20 protein-coding genes are annotated in these 21,918 nt (G+C 63.4%); 14 read left to right on the top strand and 6 right to left on the bottom strand.

Going from position 1 to position 21,918, the window contains the following annotated elements; translation table 11 throughout:
- The first annotated feature begins 83 nt into the window (after positions 1–83).
- From PCK14_RS05245 to PCK14_RS05200, 10 genes are all read left to right on the top strand, one after another.
- A complete protein-coding gene (locus PCK14_RS05245) occupies positions 84–959 on the top strand; it encodes a WXG100 family type VII secretion target (RefSeq protein ID WP_269937418.1) in 876 nt (291 codons plus the stop codon).
- Positions 960–1,019: 60 nt separating this feature from the next.
- Entirely contained in the window at positions 1,020–1,676 is a 657-nt protein-coding gene (locus PCK14_RS05240) for a hypothetical protein (protein WP_269937417.1), read from the top strand.
- Positions 1,673–2,188, top strand: coding sequence for a hypothetical protein (locus tag PCK14_RS05235; RefSeq protein ID WP_269937416.1), 516 nt, complete (start codon positions 1,673–1,675; stop codon positions 2,186–2,188). The genes PCK14_RS05240 and PCK14_RS05235 overlap by 4 nt, the downstream gene beginning before the upstream one ends.
- A gap of 284 nt (positions 2,189–2,472) precedes the next feature.
- Positions 2,473–4,389 (top strand): translational GTPase TypA, encoded by a 1,917-nt coding sequence (gene typA / locus PCK14_RS05230; RefSeq protein WP_269937415.1) that lies wholly within the window; start codon positions 2,473–2,475, stop codon positions 4,387–4,389.
- A 263-nt stretch (positions 4,390–4,652) separates the two neighbouring features.
- Complete coding sequence (locus PCK14_RS05225; protein ID WP_269937414.1) at positions 4,653–6,290, top strand: peptide ABC transporter substrate-binding protein; 1,638 nt, start codon at positions 4,653–4,655, stop codon at positions 6,288–6,290.
- A gap of 235 nt (positions 6,291–6,525) precedes the next feature.
- Positions 6,526–7,452: an ABC transporter permease gene (locus PCK14_RS05220; RefSeq protein ID WP_269937413.1), complete on the top strand. Its 927-nt coding sequence runs from the start codon at positions 6,526–6,528 to the stop codon at positions 7,450–7,452.
- On the top strand, positions 7,445–8,458 hold the full coding sequence (locus PCK14_RS05215) for an ABC transporter permease (RefSeq protein WP_269937412.1): 1,014 nt from the start codon (positions 7,445–7,447) through the stop codon (positions 8,456–8,458). Before PCK14_RS05220 ends, PCK14_RS05215 begins: the two co-directional genes overlap by 8 nt.
- A gap of 21 nt (positions 8,459–8,479) precedes the next feature.
- Positions 8,480–10,234 carry a dipeptide ABC transporter ATP-binding protein gene (locus PCK14_RS05210; RefSeq protein WP_269937622.1) on the top strand — a complete coding sequence of 585 codons (1,755 nt, stop codon included), beginning with the start codon at positions 8,480–8,482 and terminating at the stop codon, positions 10,232–10,234.
- Between the two features lie 104 nt (positions 10,235–10,338).
- Complete coding sequence (locus PCK14_RS05205; RefSeq protein WP_269937411.1) at positions 10,339–11,277, top strand: PIG-L family deacetylase; 939 nt, start codon at positions 10,339–10,341, stop codon at positions 11,275–11,277.
- A complete protein-coding gene (locus PCK14_RS05200; protein ID WP_269937410.1) occupies positions 11,274–11,744 on the top strand; it encodes a hypothetical protein in 471 nt (156 codons plus the stop codon). The genes PCK14_RS05205 and PCK14_RS05200 overlap by 4 nt, the downstream gene beginning before the upstream one ends.
- Before the next feature lie 8 nt (positions 11,745–11,752).
- On the opposite strand, the gene PCK14_RS05195 is transcribed toward PCK14_RS05200, so the two are convergent.
- Positions 11,753–11,986, bottom strand: coding sequence for a putative acetyltransferase (locus PCK14_RS05195; protein ID WP_333474344.1), 234 nt, complete (start codon positions 11,984–11,986; stop codon positions 11,753–11,755).
- A gap of 110 nt (positions 11,987–12,096) precedes the next feature.
- Here PCK14_RS05195 and fdxA point away from each other — a divergent pair, with 110 nt between their 5' ends.
- The 3 genes from fdxA (at position 12,097) to PCK14_RS05180 (ending at position 15,092) form a co-directional block, all read left to right on the top strand.
- Positions 12,097–12,420 (top strand): ferredoxin, encoded by a 324-nt coding sequence (gene fdxA, locus PCK14_RS05190; protein WP_054012064.1) that lies wholly within the window; start codon positions 12,097–12,099, stop codon positions 12,418–12,420.
- 10 nt (positions 12,421–12,430) lie between these two features.
- A complete protein-coding gene (dapC, locus tag PCK14_RS05185; RefSeq protein WP_269937409.1) occupies positions 12,431–13,591 on the top strand; it encodes a succinyldiaminopimelate transaminase in 1,161 nt (386 codons plus the stop codon).
- Positions 13,592–13,808: 217 nt separating this feature from the next.
- The gene (locus PCK14_RS05180; protein WP_269937408.1) at positions 13,809–15,092 is read left to right on the top strand and encodes a citrate synthase; all 1,284 of its coding nucleotides are present in this window, start codon (positions 13,809–13,811) and stop codon (positions 15,090–15,092) included.
- Positions 15,093–15,634: 542 nt separating this feature from the next.
- On the opposite strand, the gene PCK14_RS05175 is transcribed toward PCK14_RS05180, so the two are convergent.
- Genes PCK14_RS05175 through PCK14_RS05155 form a run of 5 tightly spaced genes read right to left on the bottom strand, consistent with a single transcriptional unit; the run spans position 15,635 to position 20,805 of the window.
- Positions 15,635–16,822, bottom strand: coding sequence for an ADP-dependent glucokinase/phosphofructokinase (locus PCK14_RS05175; protein WP_269937407.1), 1,188 nt, complete (start codon positions 16,820–16,822; stop codon positions 15,635–15,637).
- A gap of 20 nt (positions 16,823–16,842) precedes the next feature.
- Complete coding sequence (locus PCK14_RS05170; protein WP_269937406.1) at positions 16,843–17,706, bottom strand: ketose-bisphosphate aldolase; 864 nt, start codon at positions 17,704–17,706, stop codon at positions 16,843–16,845.
- Positions 17,707–17,750: 44 nt separating this feature from the next.
- Complete coding sequence (locus PCK14_RS05165) at positions 17,751–18,590, bottom strand: carbohydrate ABC transporter permease (protein ID WP_269937405.1); 840 nt, start codon at positions 18,588–18,590, stop codon at positions 17,751–17,753.
- A 7-nt stretch (positions 18,591–18,597) separates the two neighbouring features.
- Positions 18,598–19,557 (bottom strand): carbohydrate ABC transporter permease, encoded by a 960-nt coding sequence (locus tag PCK14_RS05160; protein ID WP_269937404.1) that lies wholly within the window; start codon positions 19,555–19,557, stop codon positions 18,598–18,600.
- 12 nt (positions 19,558–19,569) lie between these two features.
- Positions 19,570–20,805, bottom strand: coding sequence for an ABC transporter substrate-binding protein (locus tag PCK14_RS05155; RefSeq protein WP_269937403.1), 1,236 nt, complete (start codon positions 20,803–20,805; stop codon positions 19,570–19,572).
- A gap of 178 nt (positions 20,806–20,983) precedes the next feature.
- Here PCK14_RS05155 and PCK14_RS05150 point away from each other — a divergent pair, with 178 nt between their 5' ends.
- On the top strand, positions 20,984–21,811 hold the full coding sequence (locus tag PCK14_RS05150; protein ID WP_269937402.1) for a DeoR/GlpR family DNA-binding transcription regulator: 828 nt from the start codon (positions 20,984–20,986) through the stop codon (positions 21,809–21,811).
- Positions 21,812–21,918 lie beyond the last annotated feature (107 nt).

The following is a 21,918-nucleotide window of genomic DNA, read 5'->3' as shown; positions in this document are numbered from 1 at the left end:
GCGGCCCGCCAACGGCTGCCGTATCGTCGGAAGCTGTTGTTCCGCGCCAGGGCGGAGCAACAGCCGACTGAGGGGAACACGCCGTGGGCGAGGGAATGATTGGCGCCGATCCGGCCCAGATGCGGGAGCTGGCCAAGGCCATGAGCCGCTCCGGGCAGCAGCTGGACAACGTGGCACGGGAACTGAATGCCGCCCTCGGCGGCACCCGTTGGCGGGGCGCGGACAGTGAGCGGTTCAGGCAGCGGTGGGCCAGCAACCTCCGCCCCACCCTGCGCACAGCGGGGGCCGGGCTCGAGGATGCGGCCAAGCTGCTGGCCGCCCAGGCGGACGAACAGGAAACCGCGAGTGCGGCCGAAGGCGGTTCCGCGCCCGCAGGCGCAAACACGCCCGCCGCCGCTGGCGACGGCAAGGACTGGTCGGATGCCTTCACCGACCCGAACTACAAGCACGCTCCCGGCGGCGTCGAATTCGTCATGGAAAAGTTCTTCGGAGGTGACGGCGCAGCCACCTCGGGAATCGTCAATGCCCTGAAATTTGTGGCCGACAAGTTCGGCTGGAACCTGGGCCTGGCCGACTTTGAGAAGTACATGCCCAAACTCGACAAGGCCATCAAGGTCGGCGGCCGGGTGCTGGGCGTCGCCGGCGCCCTGCTCGGTGCCCTGGACATCTGGTCCGGCATTGAAAACAAGGACCCCTTCCGCGTCGCCGACGGAGGCATTGCCGCCGCACTCTCAGTCGCCGCCATCGCAGCCACCGCCACGGGCGTCGGCGCCCCCGTGGGCATCGCGATCGGCGCCGTCGGCCTCGTATGGGGGATTGCCTCCATGATTTCCGGCGACGTGCCACTTACCAAACGCATCTGGGACGGCGGGGCCGCCGTGGTGGGCGGGGTCAAGGATGCGGCCAACGCGGTGGGAGACGGGATCGGCTGGCTGGGCGGTAAGCTCGGTTTCGGCTAGGCCGGCCCGAGCACGCCGCCAGCAACGGACCCCATCCCTCGCCCAAAAACCAAGGAAACCATGACCAACGAATCCAGCACACCGCTCCCGGACAGCGCCTACCGCATCACGAGCCACGAAATCCTGGCCCTGCTGTCCTTCAACTCGGGTCCGGAGATTGACCTCAGCCGCAAGGCCCTGGGCCTGGCCGAGCTCCCCGAGGACAGTGACCTGGTCCGTGCCGGTGTGGGCACCCTGAACATCCGCGGCTCCATCCACCGCGAAGGCGAGGACATTGCGCTGCAGGGCGACGCGGAGGTCATCGCCCGGATCCTGGCCAGCGCCCGGTCCTGGTACCAGGTGGCCCGGCTGGGCCCGGCGGCTGCACTGCCCACCTATGTGGTGGAGTCGCCCGGTGCCAGGGCGGCATTCTTCCTGCAGCCACTGAGCGAATACATCTGCCTGCCACTGCGCGACGACATTGACCTGGCGGACTTTGTGGAGCAGCTCGTGGACGGCGCCGTGGCCGAGGCCCAGGCCGCCGGAGCCGGCGTCATCACCTCGCAGCACTGGACGCCCGGGGCGGAGCCAGTGGTGGCCAACATCAAGGTGGCCGACGGCGAACCCGCCCTGTTGGCGGCGCTGCCGCTCGCCGCCGACGGGCAACTGACGGTGCGGGAACTCGGGGACACCACGGCCGGTGCCGCCGTCGCTGCCGCCTTCCGCACGGCCCCGTGACGGCACAGCAACCGCCGCAGCCAGGCCCCGCTCAGCTGGCCCTGGGCTACGCACGGCGCCGCACCCTGCTCGTGGCGGCAGTCCTGGGCGGGCTCTGCGTTGCCGGTTCCGGAGCTGCCTGGGCTGTGGCGTCCCTGCTGCTGGGCGGGAGCGCCCAATCAGGCCTTGTCATGGCCGGCGTGGGAGCTGTCCTGGCCGGGATTGGCTGGCTGGCCACAGCAGGGCTGCGCTTCACCCGCAAGGACCCCAAACCGCTGGACAACGCCAAGGACATGGAATCCAGCGCCACCATCAACGTGGTTGCCATGTGGATCATCCTGGGCCTCGTCTGGGCGGCCTGCCTGGCATTGTTCCTGTTCTCCCCGAGGGGGCGTGAACCCGACGCCGCAGTGCTGCTGCCCTCCTTCATGGCGTTCCCGGCTGTGCTGCTGGGCGGGGTGCTGCACATCAGGGGCATCGTGCGCCGCCGCGAGGAACTCTACGCCGCCTGGCTGGCCAGGCACCGCCGCTGATCTCCCAAAGCACCCCGGTGGCGGGTGATTTTTGTCACGGACGGGGCGTCCCGCCGTCGCGCATTCCGGGCAAGAATCCGGGCAGTGGCAGGAACGGCGCGGTCCAGGGCGCGGGTGCCGTGTGCAAAAACATGGCACGGATGGGATAAAGTGGCTAGGCCGTATTTGGCACTACGTCTAGAATGGTGTTATCTGCCGATTTTTCACGGCCAAACATAAATGTGACTTTCTGCCGTCGCCCTTCCGGGCCTGCAGCCGGGCCCAACTGAAACGAGTCTTCACGCATGAGCGATCTTTCCCTCAATACTGCCTCGCGCAATGACCTGCGCAACGTCGCCATTGTGGCGCACGTTGACCATGGAAAGACGACCCTGGTCGACGCCATGCTCCAGCAGACGCACGCATTCGCCGCCCACGGCGACGTTGCAGAGCGCGTCATGGACTCCGGTGACCTGGAGCGCGAAAAGGGCATCACCATTTTGGCGAAGAACACCACCGTTGCCTACAGCGGCCCCTCGGCCAACGGCCTGAACATGACCATCAACGTCATCGACACCCCCGGCCACGCCGACTTCGGTGGCGAAGTTGAGCGCGGTCTGTCCATGGTTGACGGCGTTGTGCTGCTCGTTGACGCCTCTGAAGGCCCGCTGCCGCAGACCCGCTTCGTGCTGCGCAAGGCACTGGCTGCAAAGCTCCCCGTAATCCTGCTGGTCAACAAGACCGACCGCCCCGATGCCCGCATCGACGAGGTTGTTGCCGAGTCCATGGACCTGCTGCTGGGCCTGGCTTCGGACATGGCTGACGAAGTACCGGACCTGGACCTCGACGCCGTCCTGAACGTTCCCGTTGTTTATGCATCCGGCAAGCTGGGCCGCGCCTCCACCGTGCAGCCCGAAAACGGCACGGCACCGGACAACGAAGACCTTGAGCCCCTGTTCAAGACCATCATCGACCACATCCCGGCCCCGAAGTACAACCCGGAAGGTGTCCTGCAGGCGCACGTCACCAACTTGGACGCTTCCCCGTTCCTGGGCCGTTTGGCTCTGCTGCGTATCTTCAACGGCACCCTGCGCAAGGGCCAGATGGTTGCATGGGCCCGTGCCGATGGCACCATCAAGCCCGTCAAGATCACCGAACTGCTGGCCACCAAGGCCTTGACCCGTGTTCCCGCCGAGTCCGCCGGTCCCGGCGAGATCGTGGCTGTTGCAGGCATCGAGGACATCACCATTGGTGAAACCCTGACCGACATCGACGACCCGCAGCCGCTGCCGCTGATCACCGTTGACCCGCCGGCCATCTCCATGACCATCGGTATCAACACCTCCCCGTTGGCCGGCCGCGTCAAGGGCCACAAGGTCACCGCCCGCCAGGTCAAGGACCGCCTCGACAAGGAACTGATCGGTAACGTTTCCCTGAAGGTTCTTCCCACCGAGCGTCCCGACGCCTGGGAAGTCCAGGGCCGTGGCGAATTGGCCCTGTCCATCCTCGTTGAGCAGATGCGTCGCGAAGGCTTCGAGCTGACCGTTGGCAAGCCGCAGGTTGTGACCAAGATGATCGACGGCAAGGTTCACGAGCCGATGGAACACATGACCATCGACGTACCCGAGGAATACTTGGGCTCCGTGACCCAGCTGATGGCCGCCCGCAAGGGCCGCATGACCAACATGGCCAACCACGGCACCGGCTGGTGCCGCATGGAATTCATCGTTCCGGCCCGTGGCCTGATCGGCTTCCGCACCCGCTTCATGACCGACACCCGCGGTGCCGGCATCGCGGCGTCCATCTCCGAGGGTTACGAGCCGTGGGCCGGCCCCATCGAGTACCGCACCAACGGTTCCATCGTGGCTGACCGCTCCGGCGTCGTCACCCCGTTCGCGATGATCAAGCTCCAGGAACGCATGAGCTTCTTCGTGCAGCCCACCTCCGAGGTCTACGAGGGCATGATCGTCGGCGAGAACTCACGCGCCGATGACATGGACGTGAACATCACCCGCGAAAAGCAGCTCACCAACATGCGTGCAGCTTCCTCGGACACCTTCGAGAACATGACCCCGCCGCGCAACCTGACTCTGGAAGAGTCCCTGGAATTCGCTCGTGAAGACGAGTGCGTTGAGGTTACCCCGGAGGCTGTCCGCATCCGCAAGTTGATCCTGGACGCTTCCGAGCGTGCCAAGGCAGCCCGCAGCCGCGCCAAGAACTAGCAACACCCGCCGGGGCTCCCGGTGAAGGGCCTGCTGCATCCACAGAGTGGATGCAGCAGGCCCTTTTTTGCGTCCCGGGGGCCCGGCGGAAATGTTTCATCTCGGTAAAGATCTCCCCAGAATGTGATCCCAGCTACTTGCCGGTAGCCAATCGGGCTAACCTAGTCAGGTATGAGTTAAAACACAGGTGGATTCAATGGTGAATTTCACCACCCGGCACAAACGGGTATTTGACTCGCGTCAATCTCAAACAAGGAGGCGGAATGCGTTTCGCAAGGACTTACAAAGCACTGGGCGTGGCGGCCGTACTGGCACTGTCACTCTCTGCCTGCGGTGGCGGCACTGACACCGGCAATGGCAACGGCGGCGGTGACACCACCAAGGTGATCACAGCCAACAGCACCGAGCCCGGCAACGGCCTGCTGCCGGCCAACACCAACGAAGTTGGTGGCGGTCGCGTCATGGACCTGATCTTCTCCGGCCTGGTCAGTTACGACGCCAAGGGTGCGATCGTCAACGAGCTTGCCGAGTCCATCGAGTCAACGGATTCCCAGAACTACACCATCAAGATCAAGGCCGGCGAAACCTTCAGCGACGGTTCCCCCATCACCGCGAAGAACTTCGTGGATGCCTGGAACTTTGGTGCAGCCGCCAAGAACGCACAGCTGAACAGCTACTTCTTCGAGTCCATCAAGGGCTACGACAAGGTCTCTGCGGAGGGTTCCACGGAAGACAAGATGGAAGGCCTGAAGGTTGTCGATGACACCACCTTCACGGTTGCCCTGGCCCAGCCCGAGTCCGACTTCAAGCTGCGCCTTGGCTACACCGCCTTCTACCCGCTGCCCGAGTCTGCCTATGCGGACCCCAAGGCATTCGGCGAAAACCCGGTTGGCAACGGCCCGTACAAGCTGGCAGCGGATGGCTGGAAGCACGAAGTTTCCATCACCCTGGTCCCCAACGACAAGTACAAGGGACCGCGCGCGCCCAAGAACGGCGGCGTGACCTTCAAGATCTTCAGCAACTTCGACGCAGCCTACACGGACGTCAAGTCGGACAACCTGGACATCCTGGACCAGGTCCCGCCGAGCGGCCTGCAGAACTACAAGACCGACTTCGAAGGCCGTTACGTCAACCAGCCCTACGCGGGCAACGCGACCATGACGATCCCGTCCTACCTGCCCGAGTTCCAGGGCGAGGCCGGCCTGCTGCGACGCCAGGCAATCTCCATGGCGATTGACCGCCAGCAGATCATCGACAAGATCTTCTACGGCAACAAGAAGATTGCTGCGGACTTCACCTCACCCGTCATCGACGGCTACAACGCCAACATCCCGGGCGCCGAGGTCCTGAAGTTCGACGCCGCCAAGGCCAAGGAAACCTGGGCAAAGGCTGAAGCCATCAGCCCCTGGCCCGCCGGCAAGGTCTTCACCATCTCCTCCAACATTGATGGTGCCGGCAACAAGGAATACATCACGGCCATGGCCAACCAGATCTCCACCAACCTGGGCATCAAGGCTGAACTGAACCCGATCCCGACGTTCAAGGAAATGCGCGCCCTGGTCAACTCCAAGAAGCTGACCGGTGCCTCACGCGCCGGCTGGCAGGCCGACTACCCGTCGCTGTACAACTTCCTCGGCCCGCTGTACGGCACCGGTGCAGGTTCCAACGACGGCGACTACTCCAGCGCAGCATTCGATGCCAAGCTGAAGGAAGGCCTGGCCGCAACCAGCGTTGAAGACGGCAACAAGATCTTCAACGAATCCCAGGAAATCTTGCTCAAGGACCTGCCGGTCGTGCCCCTGTGGTACCAGGCCGTCCAGGGCGTGTGGAGCAACAACGTCAACACGGTGCCCTTCGGCTGGAACGGCGTTCCGCTGTACAACGAAGTAACCGCCAAGTAAGCAAGGCTTCAAGCCAAGCTTTAGGACATACGTCCTGGCACAAATAAATGGGGAACTCGGCCGTAAACCGGGTTCCCCATTTTTTGTCCTGTGGCTGTGTTCCTCCCACACACACATACATTGCATCTGTGCGGCAGGCCCTGCCTGCGTGCTATGGTTCCCGCACAGACAGCTAGTGAACAGGTAATTTCATGAATGAATTGTTCTTCAGGCGGCAGGACGTGGTGACTGCCCCATGTTGATGTTTACTTTCCGCCGCATCCTCCAGTTGATCCCCGTGTTCTTCGGGGCAACCTTGCTCGTCTACTTCCTCGTTTTCGTTACACCGGGCGACCCCATCGCGGCGCTCTCCGGCGGCAAGCCCATGGCCCCCGCCGTCGAGGCCGCCCTGCGCGCCCAGTACAACCTGGACCAACCGTTTTGGGTCCAATACGGGCTGTACCTGAAAAATCTTGTGACACTGAACCTGGGCCAGACGTTCTCAGGCCAGGAAGTCTCTGCCGTGATCATCCGGGCCTTCCCGGTCACAGCGCGCCTGGCCATCATGGCCCTCATCTTCGAGGCCTTCTTTGGCATTCTCTTTGGCGTCATTGCAGGCCTGCGCAAGGGCAAGCTGTTTGACAGCACCGTCCTCGTCGCCTCGCTCGTCGTCATCGCCGTCCCCACCTTCGTCCTGGGCTTTGTGCTCCAGCTCGTCATTGGCGTGCAGCTCGGCTGGGCCCGGCCCACCGTCAGCGGCACGGCACCCTGGAACGAATTGGTGCTCCCGGCCCTGGTCCTGGGTCTCGTTTCCCTGGCCTACGTCATCAGGCTGACGCGTGCGTCCATCAGCGAGAACATGAATGCCGACTACGTCCGCACGGCAACTGCCAAGGGCTTGAGCCGCCGCCGCGTCGTCGTCGTACACATCCTGCGCAACTCACTGATTCCCGTCATCACGTTCCTCGGTGCAGACCTTGGCTCGCTCATGGGCGGCGCCATTGTCACGGAAGGCATCTTCAACGTCCCTGGCATCGGCAACCTGGTCTACCAGGCCGTCCTGAAGGGCGAAAGCGCCACGGTGGTTGCCGTTGTGGGCCTGCTGGTCATCGTCTTTGTGGTGGCCAACCTTGCTGTGGACCTTTTGTACGCCGTGCTCGATCCGAGGATTCGCTATGTCTGAGAACCTGACACCTGAAAATGAACCGAGGAAGCCGGGCACTGCGACCCCGCGCCTCGGCAAGAGCTCCACGCGCGTGATCGAGCACTTCGTAGCGCCGCTGGAAGAAACCCCCCTGGCCGCCGTCGACAAGGTTGACGAAAGCGGTGCACCCCTGAGCCTGTGGGCAGAGGCATGGCGCAACTTGCGCAAGCAGCCCTTGTTCATCATCTCCGCAGTGCTGATTGTGCTCGTCGTCGTGGTGGCAGCGTTCCCGCAGTGGTTTGCTTCCGTGGACCCCACCAGTTGCACCTTGGACAACTCTGCCGAGGGCCCCCGTTCCGGGCACCCCATGGGCTTCACGCTGCAGGGCTGCGACGTGTATGCGCGCATGATTCACGGCACCCGGGCCTCGCTGATGGTTGGTATTTTCACCACCCTCGGCGTGCTCATCATTGGCGGCACCATGGGCGCCCTGGCCGGCTACTACGGTGGCTGGCTGGATTCCATCCTGGCTCGCCTGGGCGACATCTTCTTCGCCCTGCCGCTGATTCTCGGCGCCATCGTCATGATGCAGCTGCCGGCCTTCCGCGACAACCGCAGTGTCTGGACCGTGGTCGCGGTCCTTGTGGTCTTCGGCTGGCCTCAGATTGCCCGCATCACCCGTGGTGCCGTGATTGAAAACCGGAACTCGGACTACGTCACCGCAGCCAAGGCACTGGGGCTCTCCCGCTTCAGCGCGCTGGTCAAGCACGTGCTGCCCAACTCGCTGGCACCCATCATCGTGGTGGCCAGCATCTCGCTGGGAACGTTCATTGTTGCCGAGGCAACGCTGTCCTTCCTGGGTCTGGGCCTGCCCCAGTCCATCATGTCCTGGGGCAACGACATTGCTGCGGCCCAGCCGCAGGTGCGCAACAACCCGGCGGTGCTGCTGTGGCCCGCCGTGGCCCTGTCCATCACCGTGTTGAGCTTCATCATGCTCGGTGACGCACTGCGTGACGCCCTGGACCCCAAAGCAAGGAAGAGGTGATTGGCCTTGGCAAACATTGACATGAACAAGTCCGGCGCACGCGCCGCAAGCGACGTGCCACTGCTGGAAATCAAGGACCTCGCCATCACCTTCGACACGCAGGGCGGCCCGGTCAACGCCGTGCGCAATGCGCACCTGACGGTGATGCCCGGTGAGACGGTGGCCATTGTTGGCGAGTCCGGATCCGGCAAGTCCACCACGGCGCTGGCCGCAATTGGCTTGCTGCCCTCCAACGGACGCGTCAGCGGCGGGCAGATCATCTTTGACGGCGAGGACATCACCAACGCCAGCTCAAAGCGGATCGTCGAGCTGCGCGGAAACTCCATCGGCATGGTCCCGCAGGACCCCATGTCCAACCTGAACCCGGTCTGGAAGATTGGTTTCCAGGTCAAGGAAACGCTCAAGGCCAACGGCCTGGCGGGGGCCAACTCCAAGGAGCGCGTGGCGGAGGTGCTGGCCGAGGCCGGCCTGCCCGACGCCGCGGCCCGTGCCAAGCAGTACCCGCACGAGTTCTCCGGCGGCATGCGCCAGCGTGCGCTCATCGCGATTGGCCTGGCCTGCCGGCCGCGCCTGCTCATCGCCGATGAGCCCACCTCGGCGCTGGACGTCACGGTGCAGGGCCAGATCCTGGACCACCTGGACCGCATGACCACGGAGCTGAACACCGCTGTGCTGCTCATCACCCACGACCTCGGCCTTGCCGCCGAGCGCGCCGAAAAGCTCGTGGTGATGTACAAGGGGCAGGTGGTTGAATCGGGTCCCGCACTGGAAATCCTGCGCAACCCGCGCCACCCGTACACGCAGCGCCTGGTCAACTCTGCGCCGTCGTTGGCGTCGAAGCGGTTGCAGTCGGGCAAGGCCAAGGAGGCCCTGGCAGCAGCCGCGGCAGCCGGCACGGTGGAGGTGGCCAAGCCCGCCGACGTCAAGAAGGCCGACGCCGTCGCGCACGCCGAAGAGATCAAGACGCACAAGCCCGCGGGCCGCGGCGACACCATCCTGGAGATCAAGAACCTCACCAAGGTCTTCAAGCTGCGCGGAGCCCTGGGCAAGTCCACGGACTTCAAGGCCGTTGACGACGTCTCGATCACCGTCAAGCGCGGCAGCACCATGGCCATTGTGGGCGAGTCGGGTTCCGGCAAGTCCACCGTGGCACAGATGGCGTTGAGCCTGCTGGCCCCCACCGAGGGCAGCATCCTCTTTGACGGTGTTGAGGTGAACACGCTCAAGGGGAAGGCACTCTTTGACTTCCGCCGCCGCGTGCAGCCCATCTTCCAGGACCCCTACGGCTCCCTGGACCCGATGTTCAACATCTACCGCACCATCGAGGAGCCGTTGAAGATCCACAAGATCGGCAACGCCAAGTCGCGGGAGAAGAAGGTGCGGGAACTGCTGGACCAGGTTTCCATGCCTGCCTCCACCATGCAGCGCTTCCCCAATGAGCTCTCCGGTGGCCAGCGCCAACGTATCGCCATTGCGCGTGCACTGGCCCTGAACCCGGATGTCATCATCTGTGACGAGGCCGTCTCGGCACTGGACGTGCTGGTGCAGGCGCAGGTGCTGAACCTGCTCAACGAGCTGCAGGAAGAGTTGGGCCTGACGTACCTGTTCATCACCCACGACCTCGCGGTGGTCCGCCAGATCGCCGATGAGGTCTCGGTCATGCAGAAGGGCCGTCTCGTGGAGCAGGCAACCACTGACGAGGTCTTCAACAACCCGCAGCAGAAGTACACGCAGGACCTGCTCAACGCCATTCCGGGAGCATCGCTCCTGGTTTAGTTTGCTCGCGTCCCCACGGGGCCGGCATTCACGGAGGAACACTTCCGTGGGTGCCGGCCCTTTGCGTTGGGGCGCGGGGCCGGGCTGCGAGTAGATTGGAATGCATGGACACACCCTCCCTGCTGCCCGGCACCGGACCCGGCACCACCATGCTCCTTGTGCACGCCCACCCGGACGATGAAACCATTGTCACGGGCGCCACCATGGCCGCCGCCGCCGCTGCCGGCACGCGCGTGGTCCTCGTGACCTGCACGCGCGGCGAGCTGGGCGAGGTCATCCCGCCGGAGCTGGGCCACCTGGAGGTGGGGCGCGCCTTGCGCCTGCCAGACGAGCCGGTGGCGGACGACGCCGGCCTCCTCCCCTCGGACGCAGCGTCGCCGGGTGCCGGGTTGGCCCTGGAACGGGAACGCGAGCTGGCCGAGGCCCTTGCGGCCCTCGGCGTGGCGGAGCACATCTGGCTGGGGCAGGGTGTCACGGCGCCGGACGGCGGGCCAACCGTGTTCCGTGATTCCGGCATGCAGTGGGGCCCGGACGGGCGGGCCACAGCGGCGGACACTGTGCTGCCCGGATCATTCTCCAGGGCGCCGCTGGAGGAAACAGCCGAGCTGCTGGCCCGCGCCATCAGGTCGCTGCGGCCCGACGTGGTGGTCAGCTATGCCGAGGACGGCGGCTACGGGCACCCCGACCACGTCCGAGCCCATGAACTTACCGTGGCCGCTCTGCGCCTGGCCGCATCGGCCGGGCGCTCCTCCGAGGGACCGGCGGCAGCCGCATCCGTGGTGACCGGCTGGAAGGTGCCCGGCGTCTTTGCCATTGTCAGCGACCGCCCGGAGCGCCCCCTGCAGGACGGTGTCCCGCGGCTCGCCGTGGCCGGCGACATGGCCGCCAAGACGGCCGCCATGCGGGCGCACCGCACCCAGATGACTGTGGACGGGGACCGCTTTGCGCTCTCGGACAACGTCTGGCGCGACATCAACGCCGTGGAGGAGTTCACGGCCATTGACGCGGAAGCCATCTACGGCACCGGGGCGGGCACGCCGTGACGGACCCCGCAGCCGGGGAAGACCTGGACGTTTCCGGGCCTGGACTGCTCGACGGGAAGAAAAGCCCGGCCTTCCCGCGGCCCCGCCGCTGGGCCGTCGTGGCCGCGGCGGCAGGCGCTGGGATTGGTGCCGGGCTGCTGGGCACCTCGCTGCACGGCCATGCCTGGTTCCCGGACGGACCGGAGAGTGCCATCCCCTATGGTTCCGCCCTGGCCCTGCTGCTGCTGGCCGCCGTGTCCACGTTTGTGGGCATGTGGAGCCGGAGCGCCTGGGTGGTGGTGTGGTGCGGTGCCGCCGCCTACACGACGGCGGGAGTGCTGTCGCTGCAACTGGGCTCCTTTGGCATGATTTTCGACAACACCCAGGGCACCACCTGGCTGTACGGCATTGCCGTCATCACTCCCATCACGGCGCTGGTGGTGTGGCGCCTGCTGCACCCGCGCGGCAAGCTGTCCCACCGGAAATAGGGCGGCCGCTACCCCTGCAGGCGCCGGGCGCGCGGCGGCGGGGGAGGGGGCACCGCCTTGGCGAGGTGGACGTCGTCGTACGCGATGGTGACGGGCCCGGACCGGGTGGAAATGGTGCAGCCGTGGCTGTCGCGGGCGCTCAACTCGCCCAGCGCATCGGTGAGTCCGTCGCCAATCCGGTAGCGGACCACCATGCGGGTGCCCAGGGGAAGGCCGGCAAGCCGGTCAAGTGCAGTGTTCACCACTTCATACTAAGTCTTGCCAAAGTGCGCGCTGCGGCGGCGGTGGGGGATAATGGGAGAGCCGGTGGCGATTTGTGCCGGCACGAGACTTGTGAGGAAGGTTGGGGTTCGTGACGTACGTAATTGCGCAGCCGTGCGTGGATGTCAAGGACAAGGCATGTGTTGAGGAATGCCCCGTCGACTGTATCTACGAAGGCGAACGCTCGCTCTACATCCACCCCGACGAATGTGTTGACTGTGGCGCCTGCGAGCCCGTGTGCCCCGTCGAGGCCATTTACTACGAGGATGACACCCCGGATGAGTGGGCCGAGTACTACAAGGCCAATGTGGAATTCTTTGACGTTTTGGGCTCCCCGGGCGGTGCTGCCAAGATCGGCAACACCCACACCGACCACCCCTTCGTTGCAGCACTTCCCCCGCAGAACCAGGACTGACCCGCACCCCATGACAACGGCTTCGCACCAAACCTCCGGCAAGCCCTTTGGCCTGCAGCTGCCCGAATACCCGTGGGATTCCATGGCCCCGTACCAGGCAACGGCCGCCAAGCACCCGGACGGCGTGGTGAACCTCTCCATCGGCACGCCGGTCGACCCCACGCCCGCGCTGATCCAGGATGCACTGAAGGCTGCCGCGGACGCGCCCGGATACCCCACAACGCACGGCACCCTGGCGCTGCGCCAGGCCGTGGTGGATTGGTTTGCGCGCCGCCGCAACGTCCCGGGGCTGGACCCCGCCGACGTCATGCCCACGGTGGGATCCAAGGAGCTCGTGGCCTGGCTGCCGCTGCTGCTGGGCCTGGGCGCAGGGGACATTGTGGTGCGGCCCAAGGTGGCCTACCCCACCTATGACATGGGCGCAGTTTTTGCCGGTGCCACGGCTGTTGCGGCCGATTCCCTGGACGAGCTCGACGCCGACACCCGCGCCAAGGTGCGCCTGGTGTGGATCAACTCGCCCGGCAACCCCACGGGCATTGTGCGCGGCGTCGAAGAGATGGCTGCGCTGGTGGCGGCGGCGCGGGAGATTGGCGCCGTCGTGGCTTCCGACGAATGCTACGGCGAGCTGGGCTGGGGCCAGTGGGACACCGAGAACGGCGGCGAGCCGGTCCCGAGCGTTCTGGACCCGCGCGTGTCAGGCGGCTCGAACGATGGCCTGCTGGCCATCTACTCGCTGAGCAAGCAGTCCAACGTTGCCGGCTACCGGGCGGCATTCGTGGCAGGCGATGCAGCCATCATGGCCAACCTGGTCAACAGCCGCAAGCACGCAGGCATGATTGTGCCCTACCCCGTCCAGGACGCCATGCGCGTGGCCCTGGGTGACGACGCCCATGTTTCCGCCCAGAAGGATCTGTACCGCAACCGGCGGGCCCGGCTCGTGGGCGCACTTGAGGGCTTCGGGCTCACCATCCACCACTCCGAGGCGGGGCTGTACCTGTGGTGCACCGCCGGGGAGGACACCTGGACCACCATCGGGCGACTCGCCGAACTGGGCATCCTGGCCGGGCCTGGCGTGTTCTACGGCGAGGCCGGCAATGGCTTTGTCCGGGTGGCGCTGACCGGAAGCGATGAGCGCATCGATGCCGCCGTGCAGCGGCTCGGCGCAAAATAGCACCGATTTCGAGCAAACGGGTCCACCGGCGCGCTCAGGATTGGTGTTGAAGGACCTTAAAGCGGTAGTTTCATAGGTAGCCGTCTTGGCCACCGGACGCATAATGTGCTTTTGCTCTTTCGGCATTGTCCCCCTGCGGGCGCGGGTGACCCGTGGACGGAAAGCAAGCATTGAACCAACCAAGGCCCCACGAAGGCCACCTCATGAAGGGGACTCCATGACTGATTCCACGAGCGCAACCCTGCGCTACGACGGCGGAGAGCTTGAACTTCCGCGACTCGAAGCAGTAGAAGGCAACGCCGGGTATGACGTTTCCAAGCTCCTGAAGACCACCGGTGCGGTCGCCTACGACCCCGGCTTCGTCAACACGGCGGCAACCTCCTCCGCCATCACCTACATTGACGGCGACAAGGGCATCCTGCGCTACCGCGGCTACCCCATCGAGGAACTGGCCGAGCACTCCAGCTTCCTGGAAGTTTCCTACCTTTTGATCTACGGGAACCTGCCCACCCCGGCCGAGCTGGAAGCGTTCGACCAGCGCATCCGCCGCCACACCATGCTGCACGAAGACCTCAAGGGCTTCTTCGGCGGCTTCCCGCGAGACGCACACCCCATGCCGGTGCTGTCCTCCGCCGTCTCCGCGCTGTCCACGTTCTACCAGGACTCACTGGACCCGTTTGACGACGAGCAGGTCGAGATGGCCACCATCCGCCTCATGGCCAAGATGCCCGTCATCGCCGCCTACGCGTACAAGAAGTCCATCGGCCAGCCCATGCTGTACCCGGACAACTCCATGAACCTGGTGGAGAACTACCTGCGCCTGAGCTTCGGCCTGCCCGCCGAGCCCTACGAGCTGGACCCGGTAGTGGTCAAGGCCCTGGACCTGCTGCTGATCCTGCACGCAGACCACGAGCAGAACTGCTCCACCTCCACTGTGCGCCTGGTGGGCTCCGCCAACGCCAACATGTTTGCCTCGGTCTCGGCCGGAATCAACGCCCTCTTTGGCCCGCTGCACGGCGGCGCCAACGAGGCAGTGTTGAACATGCTCCGCGACATCCAGGCCAGCGGCGAGCCCGTTGAGAAGTTCGTTGAGCGCGTCAAGAACAAGGAAGCCGGCGTCAAGCTCATGGGCTTCGGACACCGCGTCTACAAGAACTACGACCCCCGCGCCACGATCGTGAAGGCCACGGCCCACGAGATCCTCGAGAAGCTCGGCGGCAACGACGAACTCCTCGCCATCGCCATGCGCCTGGAAGAAGTTGCGCTGACGGATGAGTACTTCATCTCCCGCAAGCTCTACCCGAACGTGGACTTCTACACAGGCCTGATCTACAAGGCCATGGGCTTCCCCGAGAAGATGTTTACGGTGCTGTTCGCCATTGGCCGCCTGCCGGGCTGGATTGCCCAGTGGCGCGAAATGATGAAGGACCCGCAGACCAAGATCGGCCGCCCGCGCCAGCTGTACACAGGCGAGCCGGAGCGCATGTACCCCTCGCGGTAATCCCCAGCTCCTCCCACCCCTCGCAGGCTCGGGGCGGGGCCCTCGGAGCTGTGGGCCCATTGAAGCATGACGGCGGCGGGCGGCTTTCCCTGGGGAGAGCCGCCCGCCGCTTTTCTTTTGCAAAGCCTGGGTTGAACATCAATGGAACGGTTAGTCACTCTCCAGTACATTCTTCTGAATTTCCTGGCGTGACTGCTCGTCTTCTTACTCCTGCGTACCCAAGAGCACCCTGTCCAGTACCGTATGGCCGTCTTCGCACCTGCGATACTCGGTGGCTCCGTCATGACTGAGGGATCCGGGAGCGCAAGGGACGGTCCTGCGGCATTCGTGGCAGTGCAGGAGAATGCTGACTTTGATGTGGGATCCTCGTGGTTTTGGCGATTCGGACATTGGTTTTCCTTCATTGAAGTGGTTCTCGGTGGATGCCCTTTCGTAGCGGCGAAGCGTGGCCAGTTCCGGGGGACGTTTCCCGCGGGAGCGGGCTTCTTGCAAGCGGGATCGCCTGCCCATCCAAGCCATCGAGCACACTTGCCAAACGTCATTCAAGACCGGTGGAGAGCCGCCACGAAACCGCCCACAAATGTGTCTCCCAGCCCGATCGTGGTGGGGTGCTCCACCTCAAGGGCCAGCGCAGGGAGGCAGTGGACCAATTCCCCCAGCTTGTTGTTGATGGTTTCGGCGAAGTCGGCCCCGGCCTGGTTGGCACCGAGGTTCGCAACGGCGTCGTAGTCGGTTTCGTCAAAGCCGTCGCCGTGGACGTACCGGGTACTGGCCATGGTGATGCCGCCGCGCAGCCCGGCCTCAAAGCTGGACGCCCGCTGGCCGTAAGCCAATGACCAGTACTTTGTGTGCACCACCAAGGTGGCCGCCGGAATGGCCCGGTGCAGTTCCGCAAGGGCCGCGCACATGTCCCCAGCATCGAGCAGATCAAGCGATCTGCCAACGTAGGCCTGCATTTCGTCCTCGTTCATGCTGTACACATCCACCTCGCCAACGAGGGCGTTGCGCACCTGCTGGCTCAACACCGGCACATGGAATCCGGCATCCTCATAAAAGACAACGGCCGAAGCCGGCAGCTGCTTCATGTGAGTCTTCAGGCTTTCCAACCGTTGCTCCATGACCTCCGGTTCCTGGATTGAATTGAAACCGGAGATCATGAACACTTCGGCATCCGCCAACACTGCACCGAGTTCCTCGCTCAGCAAGAGCTCCCGGTTGGGCGGGTCGTTGGTGTAGATGACCCGGTTCGAATGTGGCGCCTGGAGGTCGATGTCCCCGCGGGTGATTCTTTCCCCCTCCCGGAACTGGACTATCAGGTGCGGATCGGTGGAATCATCCGTCGCGCTGCAGATGTAGTCAACGCCGGCCGGGAGCAGGCGCCGCACGGTGTCGTCAATGCTCACCAGATGAAGGGTGCTGGGCACGCCCACAGCCTGCATCGCAATCGCGGCCCGCACGCAGGTGCCGCCGAGGGTGAGGCGCCTGCCGAACCGTGCGGCAAAGGACTCGACGATGTCGGAGGAGGCTACGAACCGTTCCCCACCGACACCGTCTTGCAGGAATGCCAGAAGGGTCAGGAGCAAGTCCCGCTCGCTGCCGATGGTGATTGAAGTGCTGAGTTCGGCGGAGCTGATGGCGAACTCCGAAATCAGCTCTTCAATCACCGTGGAATCCCATGCGATCTCGTAGTCGACCGTTCCGCCCAGACCGAGAACGAGTGTGTTTTTCATGGAGAGTGAGGATCCTTCTCTTAGTAGAGGGCTGCCTTGCCGGCGGCGTTGAACAGGTCGATCTTCTGCGCGGCGGTGACCTTCATGGCGGCGATGCACGGAGGCTGGATGGTGTTGGGCTCCCTGACAGCGGCATCGGAGGCAAGAATTTCACGCATCTTGTCATGATAGGCGGTCTTGATGTCGCTGGAGATGTTGATCTTGTTGACCCCCAGGGACACCGATTTGCCGATTTCGGCGTCGGGGTTGTTGGAACCGCCGTGGAGCACCAGGGGAACGCTGACCTTGTCCTGGATCTGCTGGAGCAGGTCCAGCTTCAGCTCGGGCGTGACGCCCTTGGGGTACAGGCCGTGGCAGGTGCCGATGGCGATGGCCAGGCTGTCCACCCCTGTGGCCTCGATGAACCGCACGGCGTCGTCGGGATCGGTGTAGATGATGGTGTCGGTTCCGGCCTCGGCATTCCCATCGGTCTTGCCGATGGTGCCCAGTTCACCCTCCACCGAAATGCCCACGGCGTGGGCGGCGTCCACGACCTTCTTGGTGATGGCGACATTCTCATCGAAGGGGAGCAGGGAACCGTCAATCATGACTGATGTGAAGCCGCTCTTGATGGCCAGCAGCACCTGCTCGTAGCTGGCTCCGTGATCGAGGTGAATGGTTACGGGAACGCTTGAGCGGTGGGCGCGGGCGATGATCGCCGGCAGCATGTCGACGCCGATGTGGCTCAGCTCGTCGGGGTGGATGGCGACGATCAGGGGTGAGCCTTTCTCCTCGCTGATTTCGAACAGGCCGTTCATCATGGCGTAGTCGCTGACGTTGAACGCCGGGACCGCGAAGTTGTTCTTGTTGGCTACATTGAGCAGATCGATGCCATTAAGCAACATGGGGATTCTCCTGGGATTGATGGTTGGGAAGGGAAAATTGGGGGTTAGCTCTTGACCCCACCGGCGGTGAGGCCGCCGATGAAGTACCGCTGGAAGAACAGGAAGAGGATGAGGACGGGGATGCAGCCAAGGATGCTCATGGCCATCATTTCGTTCCACTGGTAGGAGTGCTGGCCCATGAGCAATTGGATGCCGACAGGGACCGTCCTCATATCCACGGAACGGGTGAGGGTCAGGGCAAACAGGTATTCGTTCCAGGCGATCATGAAGGTGTAGATGCCGACTGAGACGATTCCCGGGATGGACACCGGCACCAGCACCCGCCACAACGCACCCAGGGCGGTTGCGCCGTCGACCTTTGCGGCCTCATCGAGTTCCTTGGGGATGGTGTTGAAGTAGCCGGTCATCATGATGATGGCGTAGGGGAGCGTGAACACCATGTACGTCAGGATCAGGCCCTGATAGGTGTTGTAGAGCCGCAGCACCACCATCAATCCGAAGAACGGTATGAGCAGCGTGATGGGCGGGACAGCCTGGACACTGACGATGATCATGTTCAGCGGGTGCTTGAGCTTGAATTGGTAGCGGCTCAATGCGTAGGCGGTCAGGATGGCGACGATGAGGGTCAGGATGGTTACCCCAATCGACACAACATAGCTGTTGATGAAGAAGCGCACCTTGGTGGGGTCCGTCAGGATGGTGGTGTACGCCGTCAGGGAGAAGTTCTCAGTGATGATGCGAGGCGGGAACTCAAAGATCTCCGAGTTCGCCTTGAACGAGCTGACGGCCATCCAGAACACAGGGAACGCGGCGAACACTGCGCCGGCGAGCAGGGCGAGGATGATGCCGGCCTTGCCTGCCACCCGCTTCTGCGTTTTGGTCATTGACATCTCAATCCCTCGCTTTCTGGTGACGGATGTAGAAGAAGGCCAGGATCATCGAGAGCAAAAGAATCACGACGGCGGCTGCCGAGGCGAGCGAGAACTCGTACCGGCTAAAGGCCAACTTGTAGGTGTAGGTGCTGAGCATTTCGGTGACGTTGATGGGACCGCCGCCTGTTGTCATCCAGATCAACGCGAACTGTTGCGATGTCCAGATCAAATCGAGCATGGCCATGCTGATGATGATCGGCTTGAGCTGGGGAAGCGTGACGTGGAAGAACTTCTGCAGCCCGTTGGCGCCATCCACCGTGGCAGCCTCATAGAGGTCGCGGGGGATGCCCTGCAGGCCTGCCAGAATGCTGACCATGTAGAAGGGATACCCTGCCCAGATGTTGATGAACGTGACAGCGAACAATGCTGTGCCGGGGGAGGAAAGCCATTCAACCTTTGAATCGATGATTCCGGCATTGAGCAACAGGAAGTTGATGACGCCGTTCGGGTCAAGGAGCAGCCGCCACAGCACGGCGATGATGGCCACCGTGAACAGCCACGGAAGAACGTAGACCGCCCGGAACAGGGCCTTGAACCGGGTGCCCAGCAGCGGCGAATTCAGCAACATCGCAAACAGCAGGCCCAAGACAATGTGGGCCGCCACGCTGGCAAAAGTGAAAACAAGTGTATTGGCCAGGGCCGTGTGGAACAGGCTGTCCGTCAGGATTTCAACGTAGTTGTCGAAGCCGACGAACTTTGGATTCTTGTTCATGATGACGTTGTCCATGAACGAGTACCCGATGACCATGACTATGGGCACCAGCATGAGGACGAACATCAAGATGACTGTGGGGGAGACGAACCCGTACGGGGCAAGCCGGCGCTTCAGGCCGCCCCAACCGCCCTTCCTCGCCTTCACCGGATCGGCCGGCCACTGGGATTCCAGCAGCGGCTCGGGATCTTTGAGTGTGGATTTCACGGGGCAGGACTCCTAGAACTCTTTCAGCCAGGCAGCTTGGGCATTCGCCAGCAGTTTGGTGACGTCCTGCTGGCCGCTGAGGGTCCGCTGGAGTTCCTCGTCAAAGCTGCGCATCAGCTGTTCCGCGACGGGCAGGCCAACGAACTCATTGGCGGGGTAGCCGCCCTGGTAAATTTCGAAGGCTTTCTTGAACAATTCGTCGCTGTCCACAAAGTCGGGCACGGCCTTGGTGTTGCCGGGGAAGGAGTTGGAGAGCGATGACAGCTTCGCGTTGGTTTCCTCGCTCATCAGGAAGTCCACCAGCTTCCATGCCTCGGCCTTGTTGGGGGAGTTCTCGGCAATGCCGATGCCCCAGGCTGCGTAGGGGATGCCACGTTTGCCCGTGAACCCGTCTTCTGCCGGAATGGCCGAGATGCTGAACTTCAGCTTCGGGTTGTTCTCCCGGATCAGCTTGATGTGGGCCAGGGAGTCGATCATCATGCCTACGCGGGCGTTGGTGAATTCCTCCACCTTGTCCTGTTCCTTCATGGTCAGTGCCCCGGGTGAGATGACCTTTTTGTCCCACAGCTCCTGGACGAATCCAACGGCACTGGTGACTTGCGCATTGGTGAGGTCGGGCTTGCCATCCTTGAGCATGCTTCCCCCGGAGGCCCACACCCATGACATGACATCGTTTTGTATGCCGTTGGGCGCCTCGGGCGACAGCGGGAGGATCCAGCCCTTGGTGTTGCTGTCTGATTTGGTGATGGCCTCCGCTGCTGCGGCAAACTCCGTGCGGGTGGTGGGAGGTTTGGAAACGCCAGCCTTGGCGAGCAGATCGTCGTTGGTGAACATGGGGTAGACGAAGTTGACCGCGGGGATCATCAAGGTGGAGCCGTCGATCTTGACCTGGCTGGCCAGCTGGCTTTCGTCGTAGCTGGAGTCCTTCATCAGTGCCGAGAGGTCAGCAAGTGATCCTTGCTTGGAGAAGTCATTGATCCAGGCGCCGTCCAAGCCAATGACATCGGACATGGTGCCGGCCGCTGCCCCGGCGATGACCTGTTCCTTGGTCGAGGCGTAGGGGCCGCTGAGCAACTTGACCTTGATGCCGGGGTTCTTCGCCTCGAAGTCGTCCATCAGGGTGCGCAATGAGCCCTTGGGCAATTCGGGTTCCCACCACTGGGCAAATTCCAGTGTGACGGTTCCGTCGGCTGCCTTGCCGGAATCCGGTGCGCCACAACTTGCCAGCAAGGCGGTAGCCGCCGCCATTCCAAAGTATCCAAGGACTTTTCGCCTTGACAGAGCATCGTTGCTCATTCTGCTACTCCCATCTCAGACGTGCTGGAATGCGCTGATTTATGCGTCTCTCTGCACGATTGATAGAACTTTATCCGCATAAATCAGCAAGCGTCAAGCATAATTCAGCAAAAAGTGGTAATAATTGCTTATGACTACGAATGCGACGACCCTGACTGACCGTGATGGTTCCGCCCGACGCTTGCCGGCGGGACGCAAGGCTGTGCTGGTGGCCTATGTGCAGGAGGCGGGGGAGGTGACGGTGGCGGAGCTCGCGGCGCGCCTTGATGTCTCCACTGACACCATTCGGCGCGATCTTGACAGGCTGGACCGTGACGGCATCCTGATCCGCACGCACGGCGGCGCCGTCAGCTTGTCCTCGCTGCCCCAGGCGGACACGGGCATTGATGTCCGGCTGCGGTTGCAGGCATCAGCCAAGGAGAGCATCGGCGCCTTGGCTGCCACTTTGGTTCAGGATGATTCGGTGTTGATGATGAATGCCGGCACCACAACATTGGCCGTGGCCCGCCACATGAGTGAGCGCCGAGGTCTTACAGTGGCCACGAACAGTCTGCGCATTCCCGCGGAGTTGTCCTCGAATACCTATCGTGATCTCTACGTTTTTGGCGGGACCTATCATCAGGTGGCCCAGGCAACCATTGGGCCCGTCAGTTTCCAAGCCTCCGTGGGCGGGAAAAAGCTCGGCGTCCAGTGCGACCTGGCGCTCTTGGCTGTTGGTGCTGTCTCGGTGGAGGGCGGGTACTCAACCAGCAACGTGGCCGAGGCTGTCATGATGAGCGAGATGATGACTAACGCCTCACGCGTGGCGTTCCTGGCCGACTCGTCCAAGTTTGACCGCCGCCTGTTCGCGCAGGTTGCCGAGTTGGGGCGGGCGGACTACTTCGTCAGCGACATGGCGCCCCCGGCGGAAATTGCCGCGGTGCTGGCGGCCAACGGCGTCCAGGTCATGTACCCGTAACCACCTTCAGTCATCCGCGCGAGTTGATCCGCTTGGCTTTCACGGAACTGAAGCTGCACCGCCTGCAAGGGTAGACTCTGGTGGGCACCCCGCACACTGCGGTTTCA

Origin of the sequence: Arthrobacter sp. HY1533 (assembly GCF_027568515.1) — a bacterium.
Classification (GTDB): domain Bacteria; phylum Actinomycetota; class Actinomycetes; order Actinomycetales; family Micrococcaceae; genus Specibacter.
The sequence above is the reverse complement of the archived record's forward strand: the minus strand, read 5'-3'. Positions and strand labels throughout refer to the sequence as shown.